Annotated in this window: 17 protein-coding genes; all 17 read left to right on the top strand. The window is 35.9% G+C overall.

The genetic code is table 11. The features are described from left to right. Position 1 precedes the first annotated feature (1 nt). The 17 genes from PG901_RS08715 (at position 2) to PG901_RS08635 (ending at position 22,011) form a co-directional block, all read left to right on the top strand. Complete coding sequence (locus PG901_RS08715; RefSeq protein ID WP_271134236.1) at positions 2-1,105, top strand: N-acetyl sugar amidotransferase; 1,104 nt, start codon at positions 2-4, stop codon at positions 1,103-1,105. A gap of 98 nt (positions 1,106-1,203) precedes the next feature. Continuing rightward, complete coding sequence (locus tag PG901_RS08710) at positions 1,204-2,166, top strand: glycosyltransferase family 52 (protein WP_271134235.1); 963 nt, start codon at positions 1,204-1,206, stop codon at positions 2,164-2,166. 84 nt (positions 2,167-2,250) lie between these two features. Further along, the gene (locus PG901_RS08705) at positions 2,251-3,432 is read left to right on the top strand and encodes an EpsG family protein (protein WP_271134234.1); all 1,182 of its coding nucleotides are present in this window, start codon (positions 2,251-2,253) and stop codon (positions 3,430-3,432) included. 186 nt (positions 3,433-3,618) lie between these two features. Beyond that, on the top strand, positions 3,619-4,605 hold the full coding sequence (locus tag PG901_RS08700) for a glycosyltransferase family 2 protein (RefSeq protein WP_271134233.1): 987 nt from the start codon (positions 3,619-3,621) through the stop codon (positions 4,603-4,605). Positions 4,606-4,657: 52 nt separating this feature from the next. Next, the gene (locus tag PG901_RS08695) at positions 4,658-5,692 is read left to right on the top strand and encodes a glycosyltransferase family 4 protein (RefSeq protein WP_271134232.1); all 1,035 of its coding nucleotides are present in this window, start codon (positions 4,658-4,660) and stop codon (positions 5,690-5,692) included. Positions 5,693-5,918: 226 nt separating this feature from the next. Beyond that, positions 5,919-6,671: a glycosyltransferase family 2 protein gene (locus PG901_RS08690; protein ID WP_271134231.1), complete on the top strand. Its 753-nt coding sequence runs from the start codon at positions 5,919-5,921 to the stop codon at positions 6,669-6,671. A 163-nt stretch (positions 6,672-6,834) separates the two neighbouring features. Then, positions 6,835-8,277, top strand: coding sequence for a hybrid nucleoside-diphosphate sugar epimerase/sugar transferase (locus tag PG901_RS08685; protein WP_271134230.1), 1,443 nt, complete (start codon positions 6,835-6,837; stop codon positions 8,275-8,277). A gap of 32 nt (positions 8,278-8,309) precedes the next feature. After that, on the top strand, positions 8,310-9,758 hold the full coding sequence (locus PG901_RS08680) for a capsule assembly Wzi family protein (protein ID WP_271134229.1): 1,449 nt from the start codon (positions 8,310-8,312) through the stop codon (positions 9,756-9,758). Between the two features lie 715 nt (positions 9,759-10,473). Beyond that, on the top strand, positions 10,474-11,547 hold the full coding sequence (locus PG901_RS08675; protein ID WP_201626030.1) for a polysaccharide biosynthesis/export family protein: 1,074 nt from the start codon (positions 10,474-10,476) through the stop codon (positions 11,545-11,547). Positions 11,548-11,662: 115 nt separating this feature from the next. Next, positions 11,663-13,927, top strand: coding sequence for a GNVR domain-containing protein (locus tag PG901_RS08670; protein WP_271134228.1), 2,265 nt, complete (start codon positions 11,663-11,665; stop codon positions 13,925-13,927). A gap of 83 nt (positions 13,928-14,010) precedes the next feature. Continuing rightward, positions 14,011-15,288 carry a Vi polysaccharide biosynthesis UDP-N-acetylglucosamine C-6 dehydrogenase TviB gene (gene tviB / locus PG901_RS08665; RefSeq protein WP_271134227.1) on the top strand — a complete coding sequence of 426 codons (1,278 nt, stop codon included), beginning with the start codon at positions 14,011-14,013 and terminating at the stop codon, positions 15,286-15,288. Between the two features lie 39 nt (positions 15,289-15,327). After that, the gene (locus PG901_RS08660; protein WP_271134226.1) at positions 15,328-16,371 is read left to right on the top strand and encodes an NAD-dependent epimerase/dehydratase family protein; all 1,044 of its coding nucleotides are present in this window, start codon (positions 15,328-15,330) and stop codon (positions 16,369-16,371) included. A gap of 148 nt (positions 16,372-16,519) precedes the next feature. Continuing rightward, entirely contained in the window at positions 16,520-18,319 is a 1,800-nt protein-coding gene (locus PG901_RS08655) for an ABC transporter ATP-binding protein (RefSeq protein ID WP_271134225.1), read from the top strand. Between the two features lie 22 nt (positions 18,320-18,341). After that, the gene (locus PG901_RS08650) at positions 18,342-18,842 is read left to right on the top strand and encodes a glycosyltransferase family 2 protein (protein ID WP_271134224.1); all 501 of its coding nucleotides are present in this window, start codon (positions 18,342-18,344) and stop codon (positions 18,840-18,842) included. 128 nt (positions 18,843-18,970) lie between these two features. Continuing rightward, positions 18,971-19,768, top strand: coding sequence for a glycosyltransferase family 25 protein (locus PG901_RS08645; protein ID WP_271134223.1), 798 nt, complete (start codon positions 18,971-18,973; stop codon positions 19,766-19,768). 169 nt (positions 19,769-19,937) lie between these two features. Beyond that, entirely contained in the window at positions 19,938-20,804 is an 867-nt protein-coding gene (locus PG901_RS08640; RefSeq protein WP_271134222.1) for a glycosyltransferase family 2 protein, read from the top strand. Between the two features lie 115 nt (positions 20,805-20,919). Continuing rightward, the gene (locus PG901_RS08635; protein ID WP_271134221.1) at positions 20,920-22,011 is read left to right on the top strand and encodes a glycosyltransferase family 4 protein; all 1,092 of its coding nucleotides are present in this window, start codon (positions 20,920-20,922) and stop codon (positions 22,009-22,011) included. Positions 22,012-22,061 lie beyond the last annotated feature (50 nt).

The raw sequence follows: 22,061 nt of genomic DNA, 5'->3' as shown, positions 1-22,061 counted from the left end.
AATGAAATTTTGTACTAAGTGTGTAATGCCAGATACTAGACCTGGGATTCAGTTTAATTCTGCTGGGGTTTGTTCAGGTTGTCAAAGCTTTGAGAAAAGAAGAGAAATCGATTTCGACAAACGTTTCGAAGAACTTAAGCAAGTATGCGATAAATACCGTGGTATGAATGGTGCAGATGGTTACGACTGTATGGTAGCTGTAAGTGGCGGTAAAGATAGTCATTTTCAGGTTTACATTATGAAAGAAGTAATGGGGATGAATCCTTTATTAGTATCTGTAGAAGATAATTTTCCTATGACTAATGCTGGTATTCATAATTTAAAGAATATATCAGAAGCTTTTGGTTGCGATATTATAAGCATTAAACCAAATATAAAAGCTCAGAAAAAAATAATGAAATATACTTTCGAAAAATATGGCAAGCCGACTTATTTTGTAGATCGCTATATTTATACCTATCCATTGCATATGGCTGAAAAATTTAATACACCACTTTTGGTATATGGGGAAAATATTAGTTATGAATATGGTGGTGATTATGCAGAGGATACTTACTCTGCGAAAGATCAGATCAAAAACGGTGTTGCCTCTGGTATCACTAAAGAAGAGTTATTAATAGATGGCGTGACTTCAAAGGATTTGAACTTCTTTAATCCGCCTAGTAATGAAAGTGTAGATAAACTTGATCCTATTTATTTGGGATACTTTTTAAGTTGGAATAGTTTTAATAATTATAATTTAGCTAAAACGAAAGGTTTCCATGATTTAACTCATGAATGGATGAGAACTCACCATATTGAGCATTTTGATCAAATTGAATCTCCAGCTTACTTAGTACATCCATGGTTAAAATACCCTAAGTTTGGTCATGCAACGGCTACAGATTATGCTTCAAGAATGATCCGTTATGGAATGTTAAGTAGAGATGAAGCTGTTAGTCTAGTAAAAAAACATGATCATGCACTTGACCCTAGAACAGTAAGAGAGTTTTGTGGTTTTTTAGGCTATACAGAGCAGGATTTTTGGGCAATTATTGATACTTTGTACAATAAGGATATTTTTGAGAAACGAGATCATTCTGGTTGGCAGTTTATAGAAAAGTAAATGAAAAGTATAAAATAATCATAAGAAACATAATATAATTAATTATTATTTTTTTTCTGATTATTTAAAACGTTAATTAATATTTATGGCTGTAAAATATGATTTCAACTAACAGGAAAGAAAAATGCCTGATTATGTGTTTGACTCCATTACAAATGATTATTTCTAGAAAAATAATAGAATCAAATCCAGATAAAGATTTTGATTTGGTAGCTATAACTTTAATTGATAATATTAAATATAGAAATTATTATAAGAAGTTGAAAAAATTATGTAAAAACAGTCTTTATTATATTTCTGAAAAAGGTCTTATAGGATTTTTACACTTCGTAAAAGAGCTAAAACTTAAAGAAATAAATAGCGATTATAAATGTATATACTTAGCAAGTATAGATTCAAGATATTTCCAGTATATTATCTCGAAAAATAATTTAGCTAATATATATACCTTTGATGATGGTATAGCAAATATAATAAGTAATGATGTCTATTATTCTAATGATGCTCCTGTAATTTGGAAAAAAATTATATGGCGTTTTATAGGTATAAAATATTATATTAAGGATATAAGAGACAAATCTTTATTACATTATACAATTTATGATGATATTCCTAATATTATTGAAAAAACTCAGTTAATAAAGCTATATGAGAACGATGAATTAATACCTATAATAATAAATAGAATTGTAAATATATATGTTGGCCAACCTCTAGAAGAAATATCCGATATATTTACTACAGAATATATTTCTAACATCTTACAAAAATTAAATATAGATTTTTATTATCCTCACCCACGAGAAAATACTATCCCTCTAGGTGATTTTGAAATAATAGAAAGTGATTTAATTTTTGAGGATTATATTATTAGGTATCTGCAAAAAAATCCTGATATTAAGGTTAGAGTATATAGTTTTATAAGTAGTGCGATTTTGAATATATGTAGCCTAAATCGTATAGAAGTAAATTATATATATGATAAAGAATTATATTATAAGTATAAAGAATTTTACGATATAGTAAATAGTAAATTTAATATTGATCTTGTTAAGATCTAAAGCTAGTTATTCCTTATAAAATAATGCTTTGTGTAACTTTACTTCATATAGCTATACCTTCAACTGATAGAGCCAGGATTTAAAATGTCTTACTTCACTTTTATACTTTCATTGCTAAATCCTGTTTATGCTTTAATATTCTCAATAACTGGTAGTATAAAGCGGAGCTCAAATTATTTAGTTTTATCATCATTTGCTTTGGCATTTGCTCTGATTAGCTTTTCGATTAAGCCTCTTGTAGAATTAGATTTATATCGTCATTATATAAGAATTGAAAATTTACTAGGCTTGTCCTTTAACAAAGTATTAGATACTACAGATACTGGATACTTACTATTTGATATATATGCATGGCTAATAATTAACCTAGGTTTTCCTAAGCAAATTTTTACAGCAAGTATCATTTTTATATCATATATGCTAGTTTTATCAGTATATAAAGATATTAAATCTAATTATCTACAGCATGTCAGGCTATCTACAATTGCAGTATCTTTCCTAATTTTTTGGTTATCTATAGACTTTGTTCTTCTTTCAAGTGGTATTAGAAGCATATTTTCTAATATTATAGTTTTCTATGTCTCTTACTATTTGATATTTAATAGTAGGTTTCTATTATTTATATTTGGAGTAATACTTGCTTTTTTTATACACCCAGGTTCACTAGTTCCTAGCTTATTGATTTCTGTCGCAATACTATCTCATCGTATAATTAACAAACCTAAGATATTTGTAATTATAGGATTAGTTCTTATAGTTGGGAGCAGCATAGTTTATAATATTATCGAATTTATTTCTTCATACCTAGTTGGTTTTTCTTTTTACTCGCCTGCATATTTAAGTCAAGATAACACCTCTTCTGGAGCAGGGTCTTTACAAGCTAGAAATTTAAATGGAATTTTTGGAGATTTCATTATTGCTAGACTACCTGGTTATATTGCATTTTTTTACTTACTTTTACTAAAAAATAGATCTAAAGATCCTTTATATTTAACTTTATGTTTAGGGGTATTATACCTAGGATTATTTTTTCAATACTTTACTATATATGAAAGATTCAATTCATTCTTTGTTTTGTTGTTTTCGTTGTTTATAATACTTGAATACTCAAGAGAGCCAAACAATTTTAATAAATTGTTTATAATTTTTTTCTCGAGTAGTTTAGTCATTTATTCAATATTTAATTTATTTAGGTATTATTCATACTTATCCAGTGCTGTAGAGGTATTATACAAACCTTTATTGTTAATAGTTTTTAATATATAAGTGTAATTTATATAAAATCTAGTAATCTTAATTTTCTAATTAAATAGATTGCCTATCTGTTATAATTAATACTGAATAAAACAGATATACAATGCTGTGCTCCATGATTGGGTTAAATTTTTCTTACTTGGTGTGCTTACGCAAATAGATGCTAAAAATAATTACTTGTATTTGGGAAATCGGTAAATGTACAAGCTTTCACTTATCATACCAATTTATAATGTCGAACTTCATATAGAAGAATGTATCGTTAGTGTCATGAAGCAAATTCAACCTGAAATACAGGTTATTTGTATTAATGATGGCTCGCCTGATAATTCTATGAATATGGCTAGAAGTGTAGTGCGAAAATATAGAAAGTCAATACAGGAACAGTTCGTATTTATTGATCAAGAAAACAAAGGTCTTAGCGAAGCTCGTAATACTGGGCTAGTAAATGCTTTAGGTGAGTACATCGGTTTTCTAGATTCTGACGATAAATTATCACCAGATTACATTGAAAATATACTACAAGTAATCAATAGTGGGAATTATGATATTGTCGATTTTAATCTAATTACATCGACTGGAGAAATAAGATATATTAGACAAGGTGATCAAACAACTCTTGAGAGTGTTTTTCGTGCGGGATTTTGGTATAGCTGTGCTAGAGTATTCAAAAGAAATATGTTTGATAATTATAGATTTACGCCAGGAATATATTACGAGGACTTAGCACTTACACCCATACTGTATAATGAAGCAACAATTACTATTCATATTAATAAACCTTTATATTGGTATAGACTAAATATGGATGGTATCACGCTGAATCAATCCATAGAAAGCAATATTAAAACCATAAGTAGTTTTGAATATATTTTAGATCAGTACATAAAACTCTATATCGCTAGTAATAATAAGTATTATGCTTATGTATTAATGCAAAGTTATTACCTATTATGTACGTCTGCTTCTTTAAGGTTTAGCCCTTTAGAATCTTTTAAAATAGTTAATAAACATAAACTACTTAAAAGGCAGGTAGTTTCTGATGCTTTTATATCTACTGATAGAGCTTTGAAAAGACGAGTACATTTTCTTTATAAATACCCTCGTACATATTTAACAGCTTTCACTACTATTTATCGTTTGTTAATCTTAAAAAATAATCTTATTGTTCTATTGAAAAAATAATTTAATAGCTTCTATTTTAATTGTTTTACCCTGGATTCTAGAGTATATATACATGAAAAAGATTATATTTATAATATCAAGCCTTCAAGGTTTAGGTGGAACGGAAAGGGTAGTGACGACATTAGCTAACAGTCTATCTAAAAAGTATAATGTAACCATTATCTCACGAAATATAAATGGTGGAGATAATGCTTACCTATTAGATACTTCAGTAAATGATGTGAAGACTAATAAGGGGAACTTAGGGTTTTTGTTCTTTATTAAAAAATATGTTACCAATAATGATCCAGACTATGTAGTTGTTCATACAATGAGTAAGCTTACTCCTATGCTTTTATTAAGCGGTGTGAAAGCTAAGAAAATTTGGTCTATGGAACATATCTCATATGAATTCCACAATAAGATATATCAGAAACTAAGAAGGCTGCTCTATAATAGGTTGGATAAGATTTTAGTTTTTACAGAAGATCAAAAAAAAATATATTTAGAATTTAATGATAATGTAAATACTGTTAAGAATCCATGCCCATTAGATATCGTTGATCAAGCCTATAACAAAAACTCTAAAGATATTATTTCCATAGGTAGATTGACCTATCAAAAAGGATATGATTTATTAATCGAAAGTTGGGCATTGATAGAAAAAAAAAACCCTGATTGGTATCTACATATATATGGTGAAGGCGAAGATAGAGAGAGTTTAAATTCATTAATTAATAAATACTCTTTAAAGAATGTCCACCTGAAAGGGCAAGTGTTAGACGTTTGCAATGTATATGATAGTGCTTCTTTTTACGTTATGAGTTCTAGATACGAGGGCTTACCAATGGTATTGATAGAAGCACAATCTAGAGGGCTACCTTTAGTGAGTTTTGACTGTCCAACTGGGCCTAGGGAGATCGTGAAAGAAGATATAAATGGCATTCTTATTCCTCCTAACGATATTATTGGACTCTCTAAAAGTATGGAAAGTCTTATTGAGAGCCCTGAATTGAGATCTCAAATGTCTATTATGTCGAGAAGGTTATCTAAGCAATTTCTGACTACGGAAGTGGTAAATTCATGGATTAATTTTTTTGAGTCCTAAGTGGTAAATATTTTCATAATTAAATACGAGATTTTTTAATCTAATAAACAAAATAACCCTATGCTTTCTTGGTATAAATAAATTCATTTCAAATGCTCATTGTTTAAAAAATGGTTAGCCAAGATAATCAAACATCGATGATAATTCTAGTTAATTGCTGTAAGTAGTTATAGGGCTTTCAGCCACTAAATCCATTAGCGAATAAAATCTAATAGGACAAGACATTATGCCAAAAATTTCTATTATTATGCCTGTCTTTAATGCAAAAAAATATATTGATGAATCCATCGCTTCGGTTATATGCCAAACTTATAATGATTGGGAGTTGATTCTTATTGATGACTGCTCAACAGATTCTACTTATGATTATCTATTAGTATGCTATCAGGAAAACCCTAAAATAAAATTACTAAGAAATCCAGTAAATTCAGGCGCAGGCGCAAGTAGAAATTTAGGTTTAAAAAGGGCTTCTGGGCAAATTATTGCCTTTTTAGATGCTGATGACATATGGATGCCTTCCAAATTAGAGAAACAATTAACTTTTATGTTAAATCATAAGAGCGCTATAATTCATACAAGTTATTCCTTTATTAACGAATCTGGAGAACAGATTTCTGGGCTCGTAAACGTTTCTAAGCATGTCAACTTAAATTCTTATATGAGAAATACTGAAATTGGCATGTCTACAGTGTTAATTAATAAAGAGATTGTAGGAAATTTTGAATTTCCGTCAATTCGAATACATGAAGATGCTGGTTTATGGCTAGAGCTACTAGGGCGCGGCTTGATTTCTGATGGACTTAATGAGGTTCTTGTGAATTATAGAGTAAGAAAGGGTCAGTTAAGTGGTAATAAAATAGTTGCAGCTTTAAATACGTTTAAATTATACGCATCTGTTACAGAGCTGCCTGTCAGAAATAGGCTAAAAAACTATTTATTCTATGCAGTTAATGCTATTTATAAACGCTCAATAAAATAAAATAAAAATAGGGATCATTGTAATAATTCCAAAATAGGTTTTTACCTATTTTTATTATCAAAGCGTTCTAAAAAAAGTATGTCAAGTATCTATTGATTATTAGCATTACATGCTTATTTGTATAGAATAACTAATTATATTTAAAATCTAAGGCAGGTCGGTTTTGAAAAAAATATTGATGACTGGGAAAAACTCATATATTGCTAATAATTTTGGTGATTTTATAAACCAGCACCCTAGTCTTTATTTGCTAGAGCTAATGAGTGTCCGTAATAACTCTTGGGAAACGCAGTCTTTTGAGAGCTATGATACCCTAATACATGCTGCAGCCTTAGTACATGAATCTACAAAGAATGCAACTTTAGAACAATATGACAGAGTAAACTATCAACTCTCTATTGAACTTGCTAAGAAAGCAAAGAAAGATGGTGTTAAGCACTTTATATTTTTATCAACTATGAGTGTATATGGACTTAATACAGGCCATATAACTTTTGAAAATTCATTAAACCCAAAGTCTTTATACGGTCATTCTAAAGCAAAAGCTGAAGAAGCATTGTTGGCTCTAGAATCTACAGAATTTACGGTAACTATTATCCGTCCTCCGATGGTATATGGGCCTAACTGTAAAGGTAATTTTGAATCTTTATATAAAATTGCTAATATCTCTCCTATATTCCCCAAAGTTAAAAATAATAGAAGCGCTATCTTTATTGATAATTTTAGTGAGTTCTTGAAAATTGTAATTGATGAAAAACTTGAAGGTATTCTCTATCCTCAAAATAAAGAATATCTGAATACATCTGAAGCGGTATCTTTGATAGCACAATACTCTTCAAAAAATATCTATATTTCTAAATTAGCAGGATTAGGTGTTAATTTGTTTTTGTTTTCTCCAGTTATTCAGAAGGCATTTGGAAGCTTGACGTATGATCCAAGCCTACCAGGCGGACCAAGTAATCTAGAGTATAATAAAGTGTCTTTCGAAGAATCTATCAAAAAGAGCGTTCAAATGTCTAACTCAAATTTAAGTAATAAGAAATCTTTGCTCTTACAAAGACCTTTAGATATTATGCTTTCAGCAACAGGATTAGTTGTAGCATCACCATTATTAATTGGTGCAACCGCTATTGGTTATTTAGATACAGGCTCGCCTTTATTTATCCAAGAGCGGGTTGGTAAAGATCAAAAATCATTCAAACTGATCAAATTCCGTACGATGAAGTTGAGTACAGAATCTGTTGCCAGCCACCTTGTTGACAATACTTCGATAACGAAATTGGGTAAAGTGCTGCGTAAAACAAAGCTCGATGAGCTACCACAACTTATCAACGTATTAAAAGGTGAGATGAGCTTAGTGGGTCCAAGACCTAACTTGTTTAATCAAAAGGACCTTATCGAAGCTAGAGATGAAATGGGCGTTTATGACGTCTTACCGGGTATTACAGGTCTGGCTCAGTTGAGTGGTATCGATATGTCCACACCTGAACGCTTAGCTAAAAAAGATAAAGAAATGATTGATACTCTAAATCTTAAAAACTATTTTTCTTATATAGTGAGTACTGCTTTAGGTAAAGGTAGTGGCGACGCAGTTAAATTAAAATAAATATAATCTCAGTTATTTGGAAGTAATCTATCATGTATAAAAAGCTAAGTCTGATCCTAAGTTTGAGTGTCTTATCCTCAGTGTCGGTGTTGGCATCTGCACAAAACCTGTATATGAACGATCTAAAACTTAAGGCCGATCTTGACTGGCTGAATACTCAAGGGGTCGCGCAGATTAGCACGAGTACTTGGCCGCTGACTGCCAATGAGATCAAACGTGCTTTAAATAGCGCTAATGCCCAGACGCCCGCGCAGCAGCAGATCCTGCAGTCGGTACAAGCGCGATTGAATCAGAATCGCGACTCAGTGGTAAAAGGCTCGGCAGCACTACATATACAAACCGATAGAGATCAGCTACCACAGAAATTTGCTGACGATCAACTTGCGGGTCAACAGGCAAGCGTTGGCGTGTCGCTTAGTGAAGCAGAGTGGGAATTTAATTTACAAGCTAACTTGAAAAATGACAAACTTATCGACGACAGCTCAGATGTTAGCTTTGAAGGTTCATACCTTGCTGGTACGGCTGCTAATCAGTGGTTGATTGCGGGTAAAATTCCAACGTGGTGGGGACCTGGGCATGATGGTAGCTTAATTCGAGGTGATGCAAGCTTACCGGTTGCAGGTTTTACCATGCAGCGCGACCAACAAACAGCGCCCACATCTCCATATTTATCGTGGGTCGGACCTTGGCAGTATCAGCTATATGGAGGTCAGTTAGAAGATTATGAGGCGATTCCTGATGCTAAGTTATTTGGCGCAAGATTTACTGCTAGCCCATGGGAATGGTTGGAAGTCGGTGCTTCACGTACGTTTATGTGGGGCGGTGAAGGTCGTCCACAGAGCTTTAGCTCCTTTATTGATGCCGTAACAGGAACTAGAGACAATATAGAAGCTGATGACGAAACAGAAGACCCTGCCAATCAGTTGGGCGGTTTTGATGCACGTTTAAAATTAGCGCCATTGGTGAATATACCTGCTAGCGTTTATGCACAGTATGTCGGTGAAGATGAAGCAGGGGGCTTGCCAGCTAAAAACATGTATTTAGCAGGCATTGATTATGCATCTGCAGCTTACGGTAAGCCGTACCAGCTGTATGCGGAATATACAGATACCCGTACTAGCGGTGAAGTTAGAGGAATTTCTTATGATCATGGTACATATAAAGACGGCTATTATCAGCAAGGCTTCCCATTAGGCTATGCCTTAGGCGGCGATGCGGAAAGTATTGCCCTTGGTGGCCGCTTATGGCTCGATAACCGTAATTTTATTAACGCAAAATTACAGCATGCTAAGGTGAATCAAGCCGATGAAGCCATTAATCAAGCATTCCCAACGACTGATAAGCTGACAGGTATCGATGTTGCTTGGGAACATCAATACAACCCCAAAGCACTTATCTCCAGCCGAATTTGGGCCATAGATTCAGATATCCAGTCGACTGATGTCGGCGTAGGCGTAGGTATCGAGCTGCAAACTTACTAAATCATATTTGAATGTATTTAAATAGGAGTGGTTACTGATGTAACCACTCCTATTTTTTTGTCAAAAATCTATCTTATTTTTATCATTCAAAAGAAATTTTCCGGAGGATAAGAACATATAGTCAAAATACCCTAAAAACGCTACGGTATTGCTGATATCAATTTTTTGTAGCCTCTGTCTGCGCAGGCACAGCAAGCAAGAAAAATTGATATCAGCAGCGCGTGATGTATCGATATTACTTTTCACTGACTATATTGTCTAGAAAAATGATTGAGTATTACTGCTAACCAATCCCATCAATTGCCCTCTCATCAGCTCTAACACTGCCCCAAAGCTAACCACCACGCCAGTTTTATCTAACGAGCTACTAGCTATTTATCTAACAGCCGATCGTATAACTACTATCAGATAACGGCTCTACGCTATTTTTTATATAGCCCTCTTAACCAGTGTAAGTAATAAATAAGTTTTGTTGCTAAATGTTGTTGGATAGTATATAAATATATAAGTGTACGTGAATATTTAAATTCGATTAAGTGCATGTATAATCGTTAATTTTTTGATAAATGTTCACTAGATTATGACTCGTATTATCACTAAGACGTTTTTTGTTTGTAATGTAGTTATTTAATCAGTTTGTCATAGCCCTACATTATGAAAATTACGGTATCGCTAATAGCTGTTACTGATAGCGACAGTTTACAAGGAATTTACTATGGGCGGATATTCATCTCAATTATCGACGATAGCGTGCTTAGTGCTCTTCACTGTCACATCGGGTTGTAGCAGTATTAATTCTGGACTACAAGCGGGCAACTTACCGCCCAGTGGTGCCTTTGTCGCAGAAAATGGTATTACCTTCAATGTTCAACCATTAGACGTAACGACCTTACCAGCTAAGCAAGTCCCAGTACTCGACAATGAGCTATATAACTTGGTCAAAGCTTCAAGACCAATAGGTTATCGTATTGAAGCTGGAGACGTCATGAGTATCGTGCTCACTGACTATCCAAATATCAGTGCCTCAACATCAAGTATTACTGTCGATCAGCAAGGCTTTATTCAGTTTCCATTGATAGGCCGCCTGAAGGCAAGTGGCATGAGTGTGCCGCAGTTCACTGCAGTATTACAAGGTAGGTTGCAACGCTATCTCAAATATTCAGACCCGCAAGTCAGAGTCATCAACTATCTTGGTAGCAAATTCTTTATCGACGGAGAAGTTACTAAGTCTGGCGAATTTCCTATTACTGATGCACCGGTCACCTTATACGGCGCTTTGTCCATGGCAGGCGGTACTACTACGACAGGCGATTCAAATAATATTGTATTAAATCGCCGAGGTAAAAACTATAACTTAGGGTTGCAGTCATTAAGGCAGATGGGGCTATCTGCCAACCAAATTTATGTACAAGATGGCGATTCCATTCATGTCAATAGTCAAAGCCGTAATAAAGTCTATGTCTTGGGAGAGTTTGGTCGAATCGAACCAGTCGCTATCCCTGAGCAGGGGCTTAGCTTAGCGCATGTACTGGGTGAATCAAGTGGTTTAAATGCGAACACAGCCAATGCTGCCAAAGTATATATTGTCCGTGATAACTCAAAGTATAACTATACCAATATCTATTATGCCGATATGCAGACTATTACCGGCTTAGCATTGGCAAATCGCTTTGAGATGCAAGCCAATGACATTCTTTACGTTGATCCTACGGGCCTAACTCGTTGGAACCGTGTGATCAGTGCTCTTTTACCATCAACTTCTGCAATCAGATCAATCTCAGACTTTTAAACGATAACAGTTATGGCGTTTGATAATATCGTCACAAGCCTTGAATAATGGACTAAAAAAATAAGCTGACTGACTAACACTAATTGATGAAGACATAGTTATGGATAACAATGTTATGGATAACCATTCAAAAGATTTATCTAGACACAATACTGACAAAGATAATGATCTACTGGGTCTGCTTTTGGTATTACTACGCGGCTGGAAAATCATTGCTCTGTTTGCAATTTTGGGTTTAATAATAGGGGTGTTGTATGTTCGCTACGAGAATCCCACCTTTAAATCAGATGCACTGATTCAAATTGATGAAACTTCCCAAAACTTATCAGGTCTAGGGTCGAATATAGCAGAGCTATTGCCACCTGATGATAGTTCAATGCAAGCGCAGATTAAGCTAATAAGATCGCGCATGGTCTTAGAGCCAGTGGTGGATTTGCTTCATTTGAGTATTAGGTTGAATGATCCGGCAGTTAGTAAGATAGATAGAATAAAAAACAACCAAACGAACGTGCAAATGAATACTGCGGATGGCGTTGTACTCGAGACTAGTGATGGTCGAGTAAAAGTGAGTCAGTTTAATGTGTCAGAAGACTATTTAGATAAAGCCTTTACTTTATTAAGAACTAACACAGGCTTTGTTTTGAGTAGTGGCAGTGAGGAATTTAAGGGACAGTTGAACAAAGCCCATCGTTTCACAGGTAAGAGCGGTCTCATTGAAATTATGGTCAATGAGCTACCTACTGGTAAACATCCTATCGACATTACCAAGCAATCACTACAAATCACCACGGACTCTATCAATAGTGCCTTATCAGTAGTGGAAGAAGGCACTAAGACCGGTATTATCGAACTGTCTTTGTCAGGTCTAAATCAAAAGCAAGTCAGCCTGATATTAGAACATATTGTACTGTCTTATAGTGCACAGGACCAAACACGTAGCTCGGAACAAACTATCAAGACTATTGAGTTTATGAAAAAACAAATTCCGGCCTTAAAACAAAAACTCAAAGAATCAGAAGCGATATTTAATAAATTTCGTGAGAATTCTGGCACCATTGATGTAGCACAAGAAGCGTCAATATTGCTCAGTGAAAACGCTGGACTTGATACACAAATTAGTGAGCTTAAGCTAAAAAGAGCAGATCTAACAACTTACTATACCAATGATCATCCTTTGGTCATTCAGATAAACGAACAGCTTAGCGTATTGAATGCTAGAAAGCAGCAAATCGACGATACCATTAGTGCGCTACCAGAAGTACAGAGAGAGTTTTTGACACTCTCTGAGGATGTAAATATCGATAGAGAGATTTATCTCACGATCCTTAAAAACTACGAGCAGCTAAAAATTGTCAAAGCAGGTGAGGTCAGCGCTGCCCGTATCATTGATTTGCCTATCAATACCAATAGAATCATCACCCCTAAAAAACAATTAATAATGACGTTAGCCACCCTAGCAGGTGCTCTGCTAGGTGCTTTATTAGTATTCATTATGCAGGTGCTTAGGAATGTCGTGAAAAACCCTGAACGTATTGAGTCTAAAACAGGAGTGCCAGTCATCGCCACAATTCCACGCTCTGCTGTATTATCACGATTAAGTACTAACAAAAAAGCAGCCCCTCGTATGCTGGCTCATGTTGATAATAGTAGCTTGAGTTATGAAGCGATCAAAAGCCTTCGAACCAGACTTATATTGAGTATGCCAACGGTGATTTCAGATAGCCAAAAGGCAAAAGTACTTTTGTTAACTGGTGAAAGCCCAGACGTTGGCAAGTCGTTTATCTCTGCTAACTTGGCAGAAGTCTTTGCTCAGCTTAACAAAAAAGTTTTGATCATAGATGCTGATATGCGTATGGGTGAGCTGCACAAGGTTTTTGGTATGAGTCAATATGATGGCTTAGCAGATTATCTGTTGCTAGACGATAGCAGTATGCAACTTAACCAACTTAGCAAGAGCGCTGCTGCTCAAATAATGAATGATGTTTCTGATTTTAGTCTAGAGAACTTTATTCATCCTAGTCGTATAGAGCATATTGACTTCATGCCACGCGGAAAGCATCCAAGTGATCCTGAATCGCTACTAATCAGCGAAAAATTTGATGCTCTGTTAACAGAATTAAAGTCCCAGTACGACTATATTATCATCGACTCACCACCATTATTGGCCGCTTCAGATGCAATGGTGTTAGCTCAGCATGCAGACAAAGTACTCATGGTAACCAGATACGATGATTCAATGGAAAAACAGCTAATCTACGCCGTTAAGCAAATGCATGAGTCTGATATCCAAGTAGATGGCATTATTCTCAACGATGTAAGGCAAGGTCTGATGAGTAAATATAGCTATAATCATCGCTATGCCTATGCCGACAGTCGCTAATATGGTGTTGCTACTGTTACTGTTACATTTTCAATCAAGCTGGTTAATCAGGTTGTTCAAAAACGGTCAGGTGGTAGAACTCTATGATAAATATAAATAAGCTAAAAATAGCAGTGATTGGTTTGGGGTATGTCGGACTTCCTCTAGCAGTTGAGTTCGGCAAGCAGCATTCAGTGGTAGGTTTTGACATTAATGCTAGCCGCATTGCTGCGCTGATGGCAGGTACAGACCATACCTTGGAGGTTAGTGATGAAGAGCTAGCTGTAGCGATACATTTACGCTATAGCTCAGATATCCAAACACTCAGAGACTGTAATTTCTTTATTGTAACTGTGCCGACACCTATCGATAGCTCAAAGCAACCTGACTTGACGCCACTAATCACGGCCTCAAAGGCAATGGGTTCATTACTAAAGAAAGATGACATTGTGGTCTATGAGTCTACAGTCTATCCTGGCGCGACCGAAGAGGTTTGTGTGCCAGTACTAGAAGAAGTATCTGGGTTAATCCTTAACCAAGACTTTTATGCAGGCTATAGTCCTGAGCGTATCAATCCGGGTGACAAAGAGCACCGCGTAACTAATATTTTAAAAGTAACGGCTGGATCGACACCTGAAGTTGCTGATTTTATTGATGAAGTTTATAACTTAATCATTACCGCGGGTACGCATAAAGCACCAAGTATTAGGGTCGCAGAAGCAGCCAAGGTCATCGAGAATACCCAAAGAGATGTCAATATTGCCCTGATCAATGAGCTCGCGGTAATCTTTAATAAGATGGGAATAGATACCGAAGCGGTGCTGAAGGCAGCAGGAACCAAATGGAACTTTTTACCGTTTCGTCCCGGACTTGTCGGTGGACACTGTATTGGTGTTGATCCTTATTATCTGACTCATAAGGCGCAAGCTATCGGCCATAATCCTGAGATTATATTGGCAGGTCGGCGTTTGAATGACAGTATGGGTGAGTATGTTGCCACACAGTTGGTCAAAACCATGATCAAAAAGCGCATACAAATTGAAGGTGCTAAAGTTTTGGTTTTAGGACTCAGTTTTAAAGAAAACTGCCCAGATGTACGTAATACTAAAGTGATCGATATTATACATGAGCTACAAAAGTACAACGTCGAGATTGACGTTCATGACCCTTGGATAAATGCTAATGAAGCTAATCGGGAATACAGTATTACTCCTATCTCTCAACCTGTATCAAATCAATATGACGGTATTATTTTAGCGGTCGCTCATGAGCAGTTTATCAAGATGGGCATAGAGAAAATAAGAGCGTTAGGTAAAGACAATCATGTTCTCTATGATCTAAAGTATTTGTTTACTAAAGAAGATACTGACATACGCCTTTAAACATCTAGAGCAATCAAAGTAATTTGGGAGACATTTACTATGAAAGTAACCGCCTATCAACAAGTTACAGAAGCATTAGTTAATGAGCCAAAGGTCTGGCTCATCACAGGAGTTGCAGGATTTATAGGTTCGAATCTACTTGAGAGTCTGTTATTACTGAATCAAAAAGTCGTGGGTTTAGATAACTTTGCCACGGGATTTCAACACAATTTAGATGAAGTTCAATCGGTGGTAACTGCCGAGCAATGGCAGCGCTTTACCTTTATAGAAGGTGATATACGCAATTTAGCAGACTGCCAAAGCGCTTGCGCAGATGTTGATTATATTCTCCATCAAGCGGGACTAGGTTCAGTGCCACGCTCTATCGCAGATCCTATTAATACTAACGAAACCAACATCTCAGGTTTTTTAAACATGCTGGTCGCCGCTCGCGATGCGAAGGTGGCAAGCTTTACCTATGCCGCTAGTAGCTCGACTTATGGTGATCATCCTGCATTACCAAAGGTTGAAGAAGCCATTGGTAAGCCTTTATCACCCTATGCTGTGACCAAGTACGTCAATGAGCTATATGCCGAAGTTTTTGCTCGTACTTATGGTTTTCATACTATTGGCCTGCGTTACTTTAATATCTTTGGTAAGCGCCAGACCCCGGACGGTGCTTATGCAGCGGTGATACCTAAATGGACAGCAGCCATGATCCGAGGCGATGATGTTTATATCAATGGCGATGGTGACACCAGCCGAGATTTTAATTTTATTGAAAACGCGGTACAAGCGAATATCTTGGCAGCAACTGCCGATGATGATGCCAAAAACCAAGTCTATAATGTCGCTGTCGGTGGTCGCACCACGCTCAACACTTTACTTACAGCACTAAAAGATAACTTAAGCATTAATGGCGTAGATTATAGCCAAGCGCCTATTTATCGTGACTTTAGAGAAGGCGATGTGCGCCACAGTCAGGCTGATATTAGTAAGATCCAAAGTGCATTGGGTTATGATCCGCAGTTTGATGTTGTTCAAGGCGTAAAAAAAGCGATGCCTTGGTATGTTACTTTTTTACAAGATAGCTTGCATGGTTGATAGTAAATAAAGTAGAGACGTTACGTTATGAAGCAGGACTGGTATTAATATTTCTGTCGTGCTGTGCCTAAGCTGACAGAGGCTGCAGAAAATTGATCTCAGTCCCGCTGTATCTTTTTATATTGAACTTAATATAGTTGAATAAGTTATGTTAAAAGTAATCAAACAGCTCTTTGTTCTACTGACCGATAAACAGTTAAAACAGTTTTATCTATTGCAAGTACTGGTCGTTATTATGGCGTTTACAGAGCTATTAGGGATTGCTTCTATAGCCCCTTTTATGGCTTTAGTTGGTGATATTAGCATACTAGAGACCAATGGCGTTTTTGCACAGTTGTATCAGCTGTCTGGTCTGAATAATCCTATGGATTTTTTATTCTATACTGGTGTGATCGTCCTAGTCATGTTGACATTTTCTACTGTCATTTCTATGTTTACAACTTGGAGACTATCAATTTTTGGCGCGCGTATCGGTACTGAGATTGCGGATCGTCTCTATAGCTACTATATGCAGCAAAGCTGGCAGTTTCACGCCAGCGGTAGTAGTGCACAGCTGACTAAGCAGGTATCTACAGAGGCAGCAAGGATAAGCTCACAAATTGTCCAGCCACTCATGATAATGAATTCAAAGCTAGTCTTGGCACTATTTATATCTATCAGTATCGTGATTTATGATCCAGTGATCGCGATACTGGGACTATTCATATTTTCGTTAGCATACTTTGTGCTATATAGATTGGTGCGACAAAAATTAGAAAGTAACGGTCAACAGCTGTCTGAAGTGTCAACCCAACGCTTTAGACTCATGAACGAAGGGTTTGGCGGTATTAAAGACGTCTTACTGCTAAACCGTAGCCATGATTTTATCACTCGGTTTCATGATAGCGGTAAAGTCTTCGCTCGTGCTCAAGGAACCAATATAGCTATTAGCCAAGTACCACGATATTTTATAGAGCTTATAGCCTTTGGTGCGATGATTTCATTGGTATTGGTACTGATTAAGGTACATTCTGGTAATTTAGGGGAAGTTTTACCAGTCTTAGCCGTTTATGCTCTAGCGGCATTTAAGTTGTTGCCAGCTCTACAACAAATATATTCTAGTCTATCTCAGATTAAAGGTAATACTGCTGCATTTGAGGCAGTCAAAGATGATTTAGAAAGATCATTTGATACTCAAAAAACTAGCAGTGATACCGTCGTATCCACACCAATTGATTTGAAAAGAAGTATTAAGCTTAGCAATATAGAGTTCAGCTATCCTGGTAAAGAGAGACCTGCCGTGGACGGCGTCAATATGAGTATCCCTGTCAATAGTGTGATTGGTCTGGTTGGTTCATCAGGCTCTGGCAAATCAACTTTGATAGATTTATTGCTTAGTTTGCTGACCCCGCAACAGGGCTGTATATATGTCGATGACATTCGCATCACTGCAGATAATAAACGAGCATGGCAAGATCTATTGGGATTTGTACCACAAAGTATTTTTCTGAGTGAAGGAAGCATCGCTGAAAATATTGCCTTTGGTATTCCGGCAAAAGACATCAGCCTAAAAAAAGTTAATAAAGCGTTAAAGTTAGCCAATCTGACAGAATTGGTTGAGCAACTGCCAGACGGTGTCAATACCAGAGTAGGTGAGCGCGGCGTACAGCTCTCAGGTGGTCAGCGGCAACGTATCGGTATTGCGCGCGCACTCTATCATGAAGCAGAGGTTTTAGTATTTGACGAAGCAACCAGTGCATTAGATGGTATTACTGAAAAGATAGTCATGGACGCTATCCATGAATTCAGTGGTCAAAAGACCATTGTTATGATTGCGCACCGTCTAAAAACGGTAGAGAAATGTGATCTTATCTACTTTATGGAGCACGGTAAAATAATTGATCATGGGACCTATCAGGAACTTGTGGTACGTAATGTAAAGTTCAAAGAAATGGCTAAATACGCTTAGCGTTACTGACGGGAGCTCTGATATGTACTTAAGTTTGATTATCCCGTTTTTCAATTCAGCACATAAATGCAAGAGACTTCTTAAACGTGTGACAGAAATAACGTCGAGCGATCCCGATCTCGAGGTTATTTTAGTTGATGACGGCTCAACTGACGACACTTATCTTTTACTTACAGGTTTTAGAGATAGCTTGCCACAGGCTAATATAATCGCAATAAAACAAAAGAATAAGGGTCCTGGTGGTGCTAGGAACACGGGGTTGAAGCTCGCAAAAGGTGAATATGTTTGGTTCGTCGACTCTGATGATGACATAACGACTGAGGCATTGGCATTCATAAAGCAGAACTGCGATCATCAGTATGATTTTATCGATTTTAATGTTATAAGCTCAGACAGTATTCCTATCAATAGAATGGGCGTGGTGGCAGGCAGCTATAGAGATAGACAAGAAGTTACTCATATACTTTTGAGTAGGTTTATGCCTCAAATGTGCAAAGCTTTTAGGCAAGATTTTTTTAATTGACAACCAGATATACTATCCTGAGTACTGCTATCATAATGAAAAAGTATTGCGCTGTTCAACAAGAAATATATATCGTATCAATAACTTATATAGCTATCTAATACCTACTGAATTAATTGGATTAAAAAATGTTACATATATATGTTATTTCATTAGAAAGAGATACAGAGAAACGTAAAGTTATCAAGGAGACCTTACAAGGTTTTAATCTTAACTTTAGTTTTATAAACGCAATTGATGGTATTACCCTACCGGAAAGCCAGATAAATTTGATTAGAGAGAGAAGTGTCGGTACAGTCGCTAGTAGAGGTTTTCCCGCCACAGCGGGTGAAATTGGATGTACTTTAAGTCATGTTAAAGCTTATCATCAAGTTTTAGAGGACAACCAGATCTGGGCTTGTATTTTGGAAGATGACGTAATACTAGATGAAAGATTTAAGGTCTTTATTAATACTTTTCAAAGTACTAATATGAATTCAAAAGACCTGTATTTAATGGGTGGCCAATACGGTTTGGGGATTAAATATATTATTAAGAGTAATAGAAACATTAATTATATAGGAGGGGCAGCATTTCATAAGACTATTAGAAGCCAGTATCTAGTTCAAAGAACTTGTTGTTATCTTATCAGTTCAGCTATGGCGAAAAAATTATTAAGACTATCGCAAGAAAGCTTTATACTTGCTGATGATTGGGGCTACCTATCAGAGAATAAGTATATTAATCGAATATACTTGGCTGATTTTGTTGAGCATCCAACAGACTTGTCTGCAAGTAATTTGCAACAAGGTAGAGAAGAGGCGACATTAAGAAATCCATCAAAAAAAATTGGCTACATGAATAAATTACAAAACACTCTAAAATGCCATATTAGGTATCAAATATTGACAGCCTATAAGTATATAGAGAGAAAAGACAGAGTGTAGAAAACTGTTTATGTATAGATAAGTAAAAATATTAGTTGTTTACTATATGATAGGTTTACTATCAAGAATTACGATAACCAACATTGACCTTCGATTGAAATGTCAAATAGCTATCAATTTAAACCTCACAGCTATCAATTTAAACCTCATATTTGAGGATTTTAACAATATGTTTTCTATAGTCATACCTTTATATAATAAAGAGCTCAGTGTTGGAAATACAATACACTCAGTTCTTAATCAACGCTTTCAAGACTTTGAAGTCTTAGTGGTTAACGATGGTTCGACGGATAATAGCGCCAATGCGGTTGAAAAAATCAATGATGCTAGAATACGTCTAATCACTCAAACCAATCTAGGGGTTTCTGCTGCGCGTAATCGTGGCATCACAGAAGCTAAGTTTGAATGGATTGCTTTTTTGGATAGTGATGATTTATGGCTTGAAAATCATTTGGAAGAAGTCGCGAATATGATCACGGCTTTTCCAGCTGAAAAGTTTTTTACCACATCGTTTATATACTCAGATGATAGGAAGTTGTTTAAGCACAACCGTAATAGCACTATATTTAAGGTTGAGAGCTACTTCAAAGAATCAGTTAAGGAAATACTACTTTGTGCAGATACAGTTGTCATAAATAAAGACTGTTTTAAATGTTCAGGTCTTTTTAACACACAGATGAAAAGTGGTGAAGATACAGAGCTTTGGAACAGAATGGTGCGACAGTATGGATTGGTCAAGAGTGATGTTGTCACCGCCATATATCGGGTAGAAGCAGAAAACAGAACCACGTTAAGCAAAGACCTAGAGACTACTTACGTATATAACGTGGATCTCACTCAAGTTGAGAGTACTGACGAACAGGTATATTTCAAAGAAATGATTGTGAACAGATTATACCAGTATGCGCGTGCAAAGGATTTTTATAACTTTGATAAGTTAAAAAAGAAGCACCCAACAGTAAATTATATGGCAGTTTTGAAATATTCAGTTAAGCATGTAATCAATAGAGCAGTTGAGAGAATATTTATAAAGTGAAGCTAAGTAACGTTGTTTCTTAATACACTATTTGGCTTTTATACAATATTATAGATAGCTATGTCCCCATTTTCATATTCAAGAAAAATTTTCTGCCGTATTCGAGCTTTTACCTATGAAAAATGATTTAGATGTATGCATATACTCGCCTAGTGAAAAAATCTGGGGTGGCGGTCAGATTTATATAGAGAATTTATGCCGCTATATGAATGAGCAGGATTTCGCTACCGTAATCGCAACCTCAGAACCTGATACGTTCTCTTGTCCCACAATAGCGATGGATTCAGTTGCTTCAAAAGCTAAGCGACTCTCTAGCTCATTAAGTCTGGCTAAAACCCTTAAGCGTTTTAACATCAAAGTTATCGTCCTTAATGACTTGTCTTCACTATGGTTAGCGCCAATCTTTAGATTACAAGGGTTTAAAGTGATTTCTCTTTTACATTTATATTTGCAGAAAAAGAATGCGGCTGGACTGGGGCATAGTGATGCGGAATACAATTTATTAAGGTTTTCAAGCCGTTTTTGCGACAAAGTATTTAGCGTGAACAAAGAGAACATACAAGCATTTCCAGTTGAAGTAGAGTTTGTCGGAAACTTTATATCGCCTTGGTTTTTTGACGACTCTAAAGTGGCTAAAAAATATGATTTAGGTATTATCTCTAGACTGTCTAGTGAAAAGAATTTCCCTCTCTTTATTGATTTAATTCAGCGTATTAACGCTCAGAGCACTGAACCAATCAAGGCTCTTATATTGGGGCGCGGTGAAGAAAAAGAAAATATCTTAAGCACTATTGAGCAAGCAGGATTACAAGACAATATAGATCTGGAAGACTGGGTTGATAGGAAAGATCTGCCAGCAATATACGACAGCATTAAATGCTTTGCTATTACTAGTCATCATGAAGGATTTGCAACTACCTTACTTGAAGCACACGCTCGCGGTGTACCGGCTATTACCACCAAGAGTGCTGGATTTTGTGCTGAGTTTATAGAGGGTTTTGGTGATGCGACAGGTGTCTCTTTTATTCCTGAGGATGTTAAGTCAGTAAGTTTTCAACAACAAGTCTTGTTTTTAATTGAACGCTCAAATGACTATCATGATAAGTGCATCAATAAGGCGCAGCTTTTTGATGAAGATAAAGTATTGGGAAAAATTACTCAACAAATTGAACAATTATTAAGTAGGAAAACAAGGCAAGCTAAATAAAGATATTGTACATTATTTCTACGTTGGGTCTCGGCGGGGCAGAGCGTGTC

Source organism: Psychrobacter sp. ANT_H3, assembly GCF_027919975.1.
GTDB lineage: Bacteria > Pseudomonadota > Gammaproteobacteria > Pseudomonadales > Moraxellaceae > Psychrobacter > Psychrobacter maritimus.
Note: the sequence above shows the minus strand (reverse complement) of the source record. Positions and strands in the feature narration are given on the sequence as shown.

Bases quoted from the DNA above. Each gene is read 5' to 3' on its own strand.
- PG901_RS08715 (WP_271134236.1), top strand. From the start codon at position 2: ATGAAATTTTGTACTAAGTGTGTAATGCCAGATACTAGACCTGGGATT.
- PG901_RS08710 (WP_271134235.1), top strand. From the start codon at position 1,204: ATGATTTCAACTAACAGGAAAGAAAAATGCCTGATTATGTGTTTGACT.
- PG901_RS08705 (WP_271134234.1), top strand. From the start codon at position 2,251: ATGTCTTACTTCACTTTTATACTTTCATTGCTAAATCCTGTTTATGCT.
- PG901_RS08700 (WP_271134233.1), top strand. From the start codon at position 3,619: ATGTACAAGCTTTCACTTATCATACCAATTTATAATGTCGAACTTCAT.
- PG901_RS08695 (WP_271134232.1), top strand. From the start codon at position 4,658: ATGAAAAAGATTATATTTATAATATCAAGCCTTCAAGGTTTAGGTGGA.
- PG901_RS08690 (WP_271134231.1), top strand. From the start codon at position 5,919: ATGCCAAAAATTTCTATTATTATGCCTGTCTTTAATGCAAAAAAATAT.
- PG901_RS08680 (WP_271134229.1), top strand. From the start codon at position 8,310: ATGTATAAAAAGCTAAGTCTGATCCTAAGTTTGAGTGTCTTATCCTCA.
- PG901_RS08675 (WP_201626030.1), top strand. From the start codon at position 10,474: ATGGGCGGATATTCATCTCAATTATCGACGATAGCGTGCTTAGTGCTC.
- PG901_RS08670 (WP_271134228.1), top strand. From the start codon at position 11,663: ATGGATAACCATTCAAAAGATTTATCTAGACACAATACTGACAAAGAT.
- tviB (WP_271134227.1), top strand. From the start codon at position 14,011: ATGATAAATATAAATAAGCTAAAAATAGCAGTGATTGGTTTGGGGTAT.
- PG901_RS08660 (WP_271134226.1), top strand. From the start codon at position 15,328: ATGAAAGTAACCGCCTATCAACAAGTTACAGAAGCATTAGTTAATGAG.
- PG901_RS08655 (WP_271134225.1), top strand. From the start codon at position 16,520: ATGTTAAAAGTAATCAAACAGCTCTTTGTTCTACTGACCGATAAACAG.
- PG901_RS08650 (WP_271134224.1), top strand. From the start codon at position 18,342: ATGTACTTAAGTTTGATTATCCCGTTTTTCAATTCAGCACATAAATGC.
- PG901_RS08645 (WP_271134223.1), top strand. From the start codon at position 18,971: ATGTTACATATATATGTTATTTCATTAGAAAGAGATACAGAGAAACGT.
- PG901_RS08640 (WP_271134222.1), top strand. From the start codon at position 19,938: ATGTTTTCTATAGTCATACCTTTATATAATAAAGAGCTCAGTGTTGGA.
- PG901_RS08635 (WP_271134221.1), top strand. From the start codon at position 20,920: ATGAAAAATGATTTAGATGTATGCATATACTCGCCTAGTGAAAAAATC.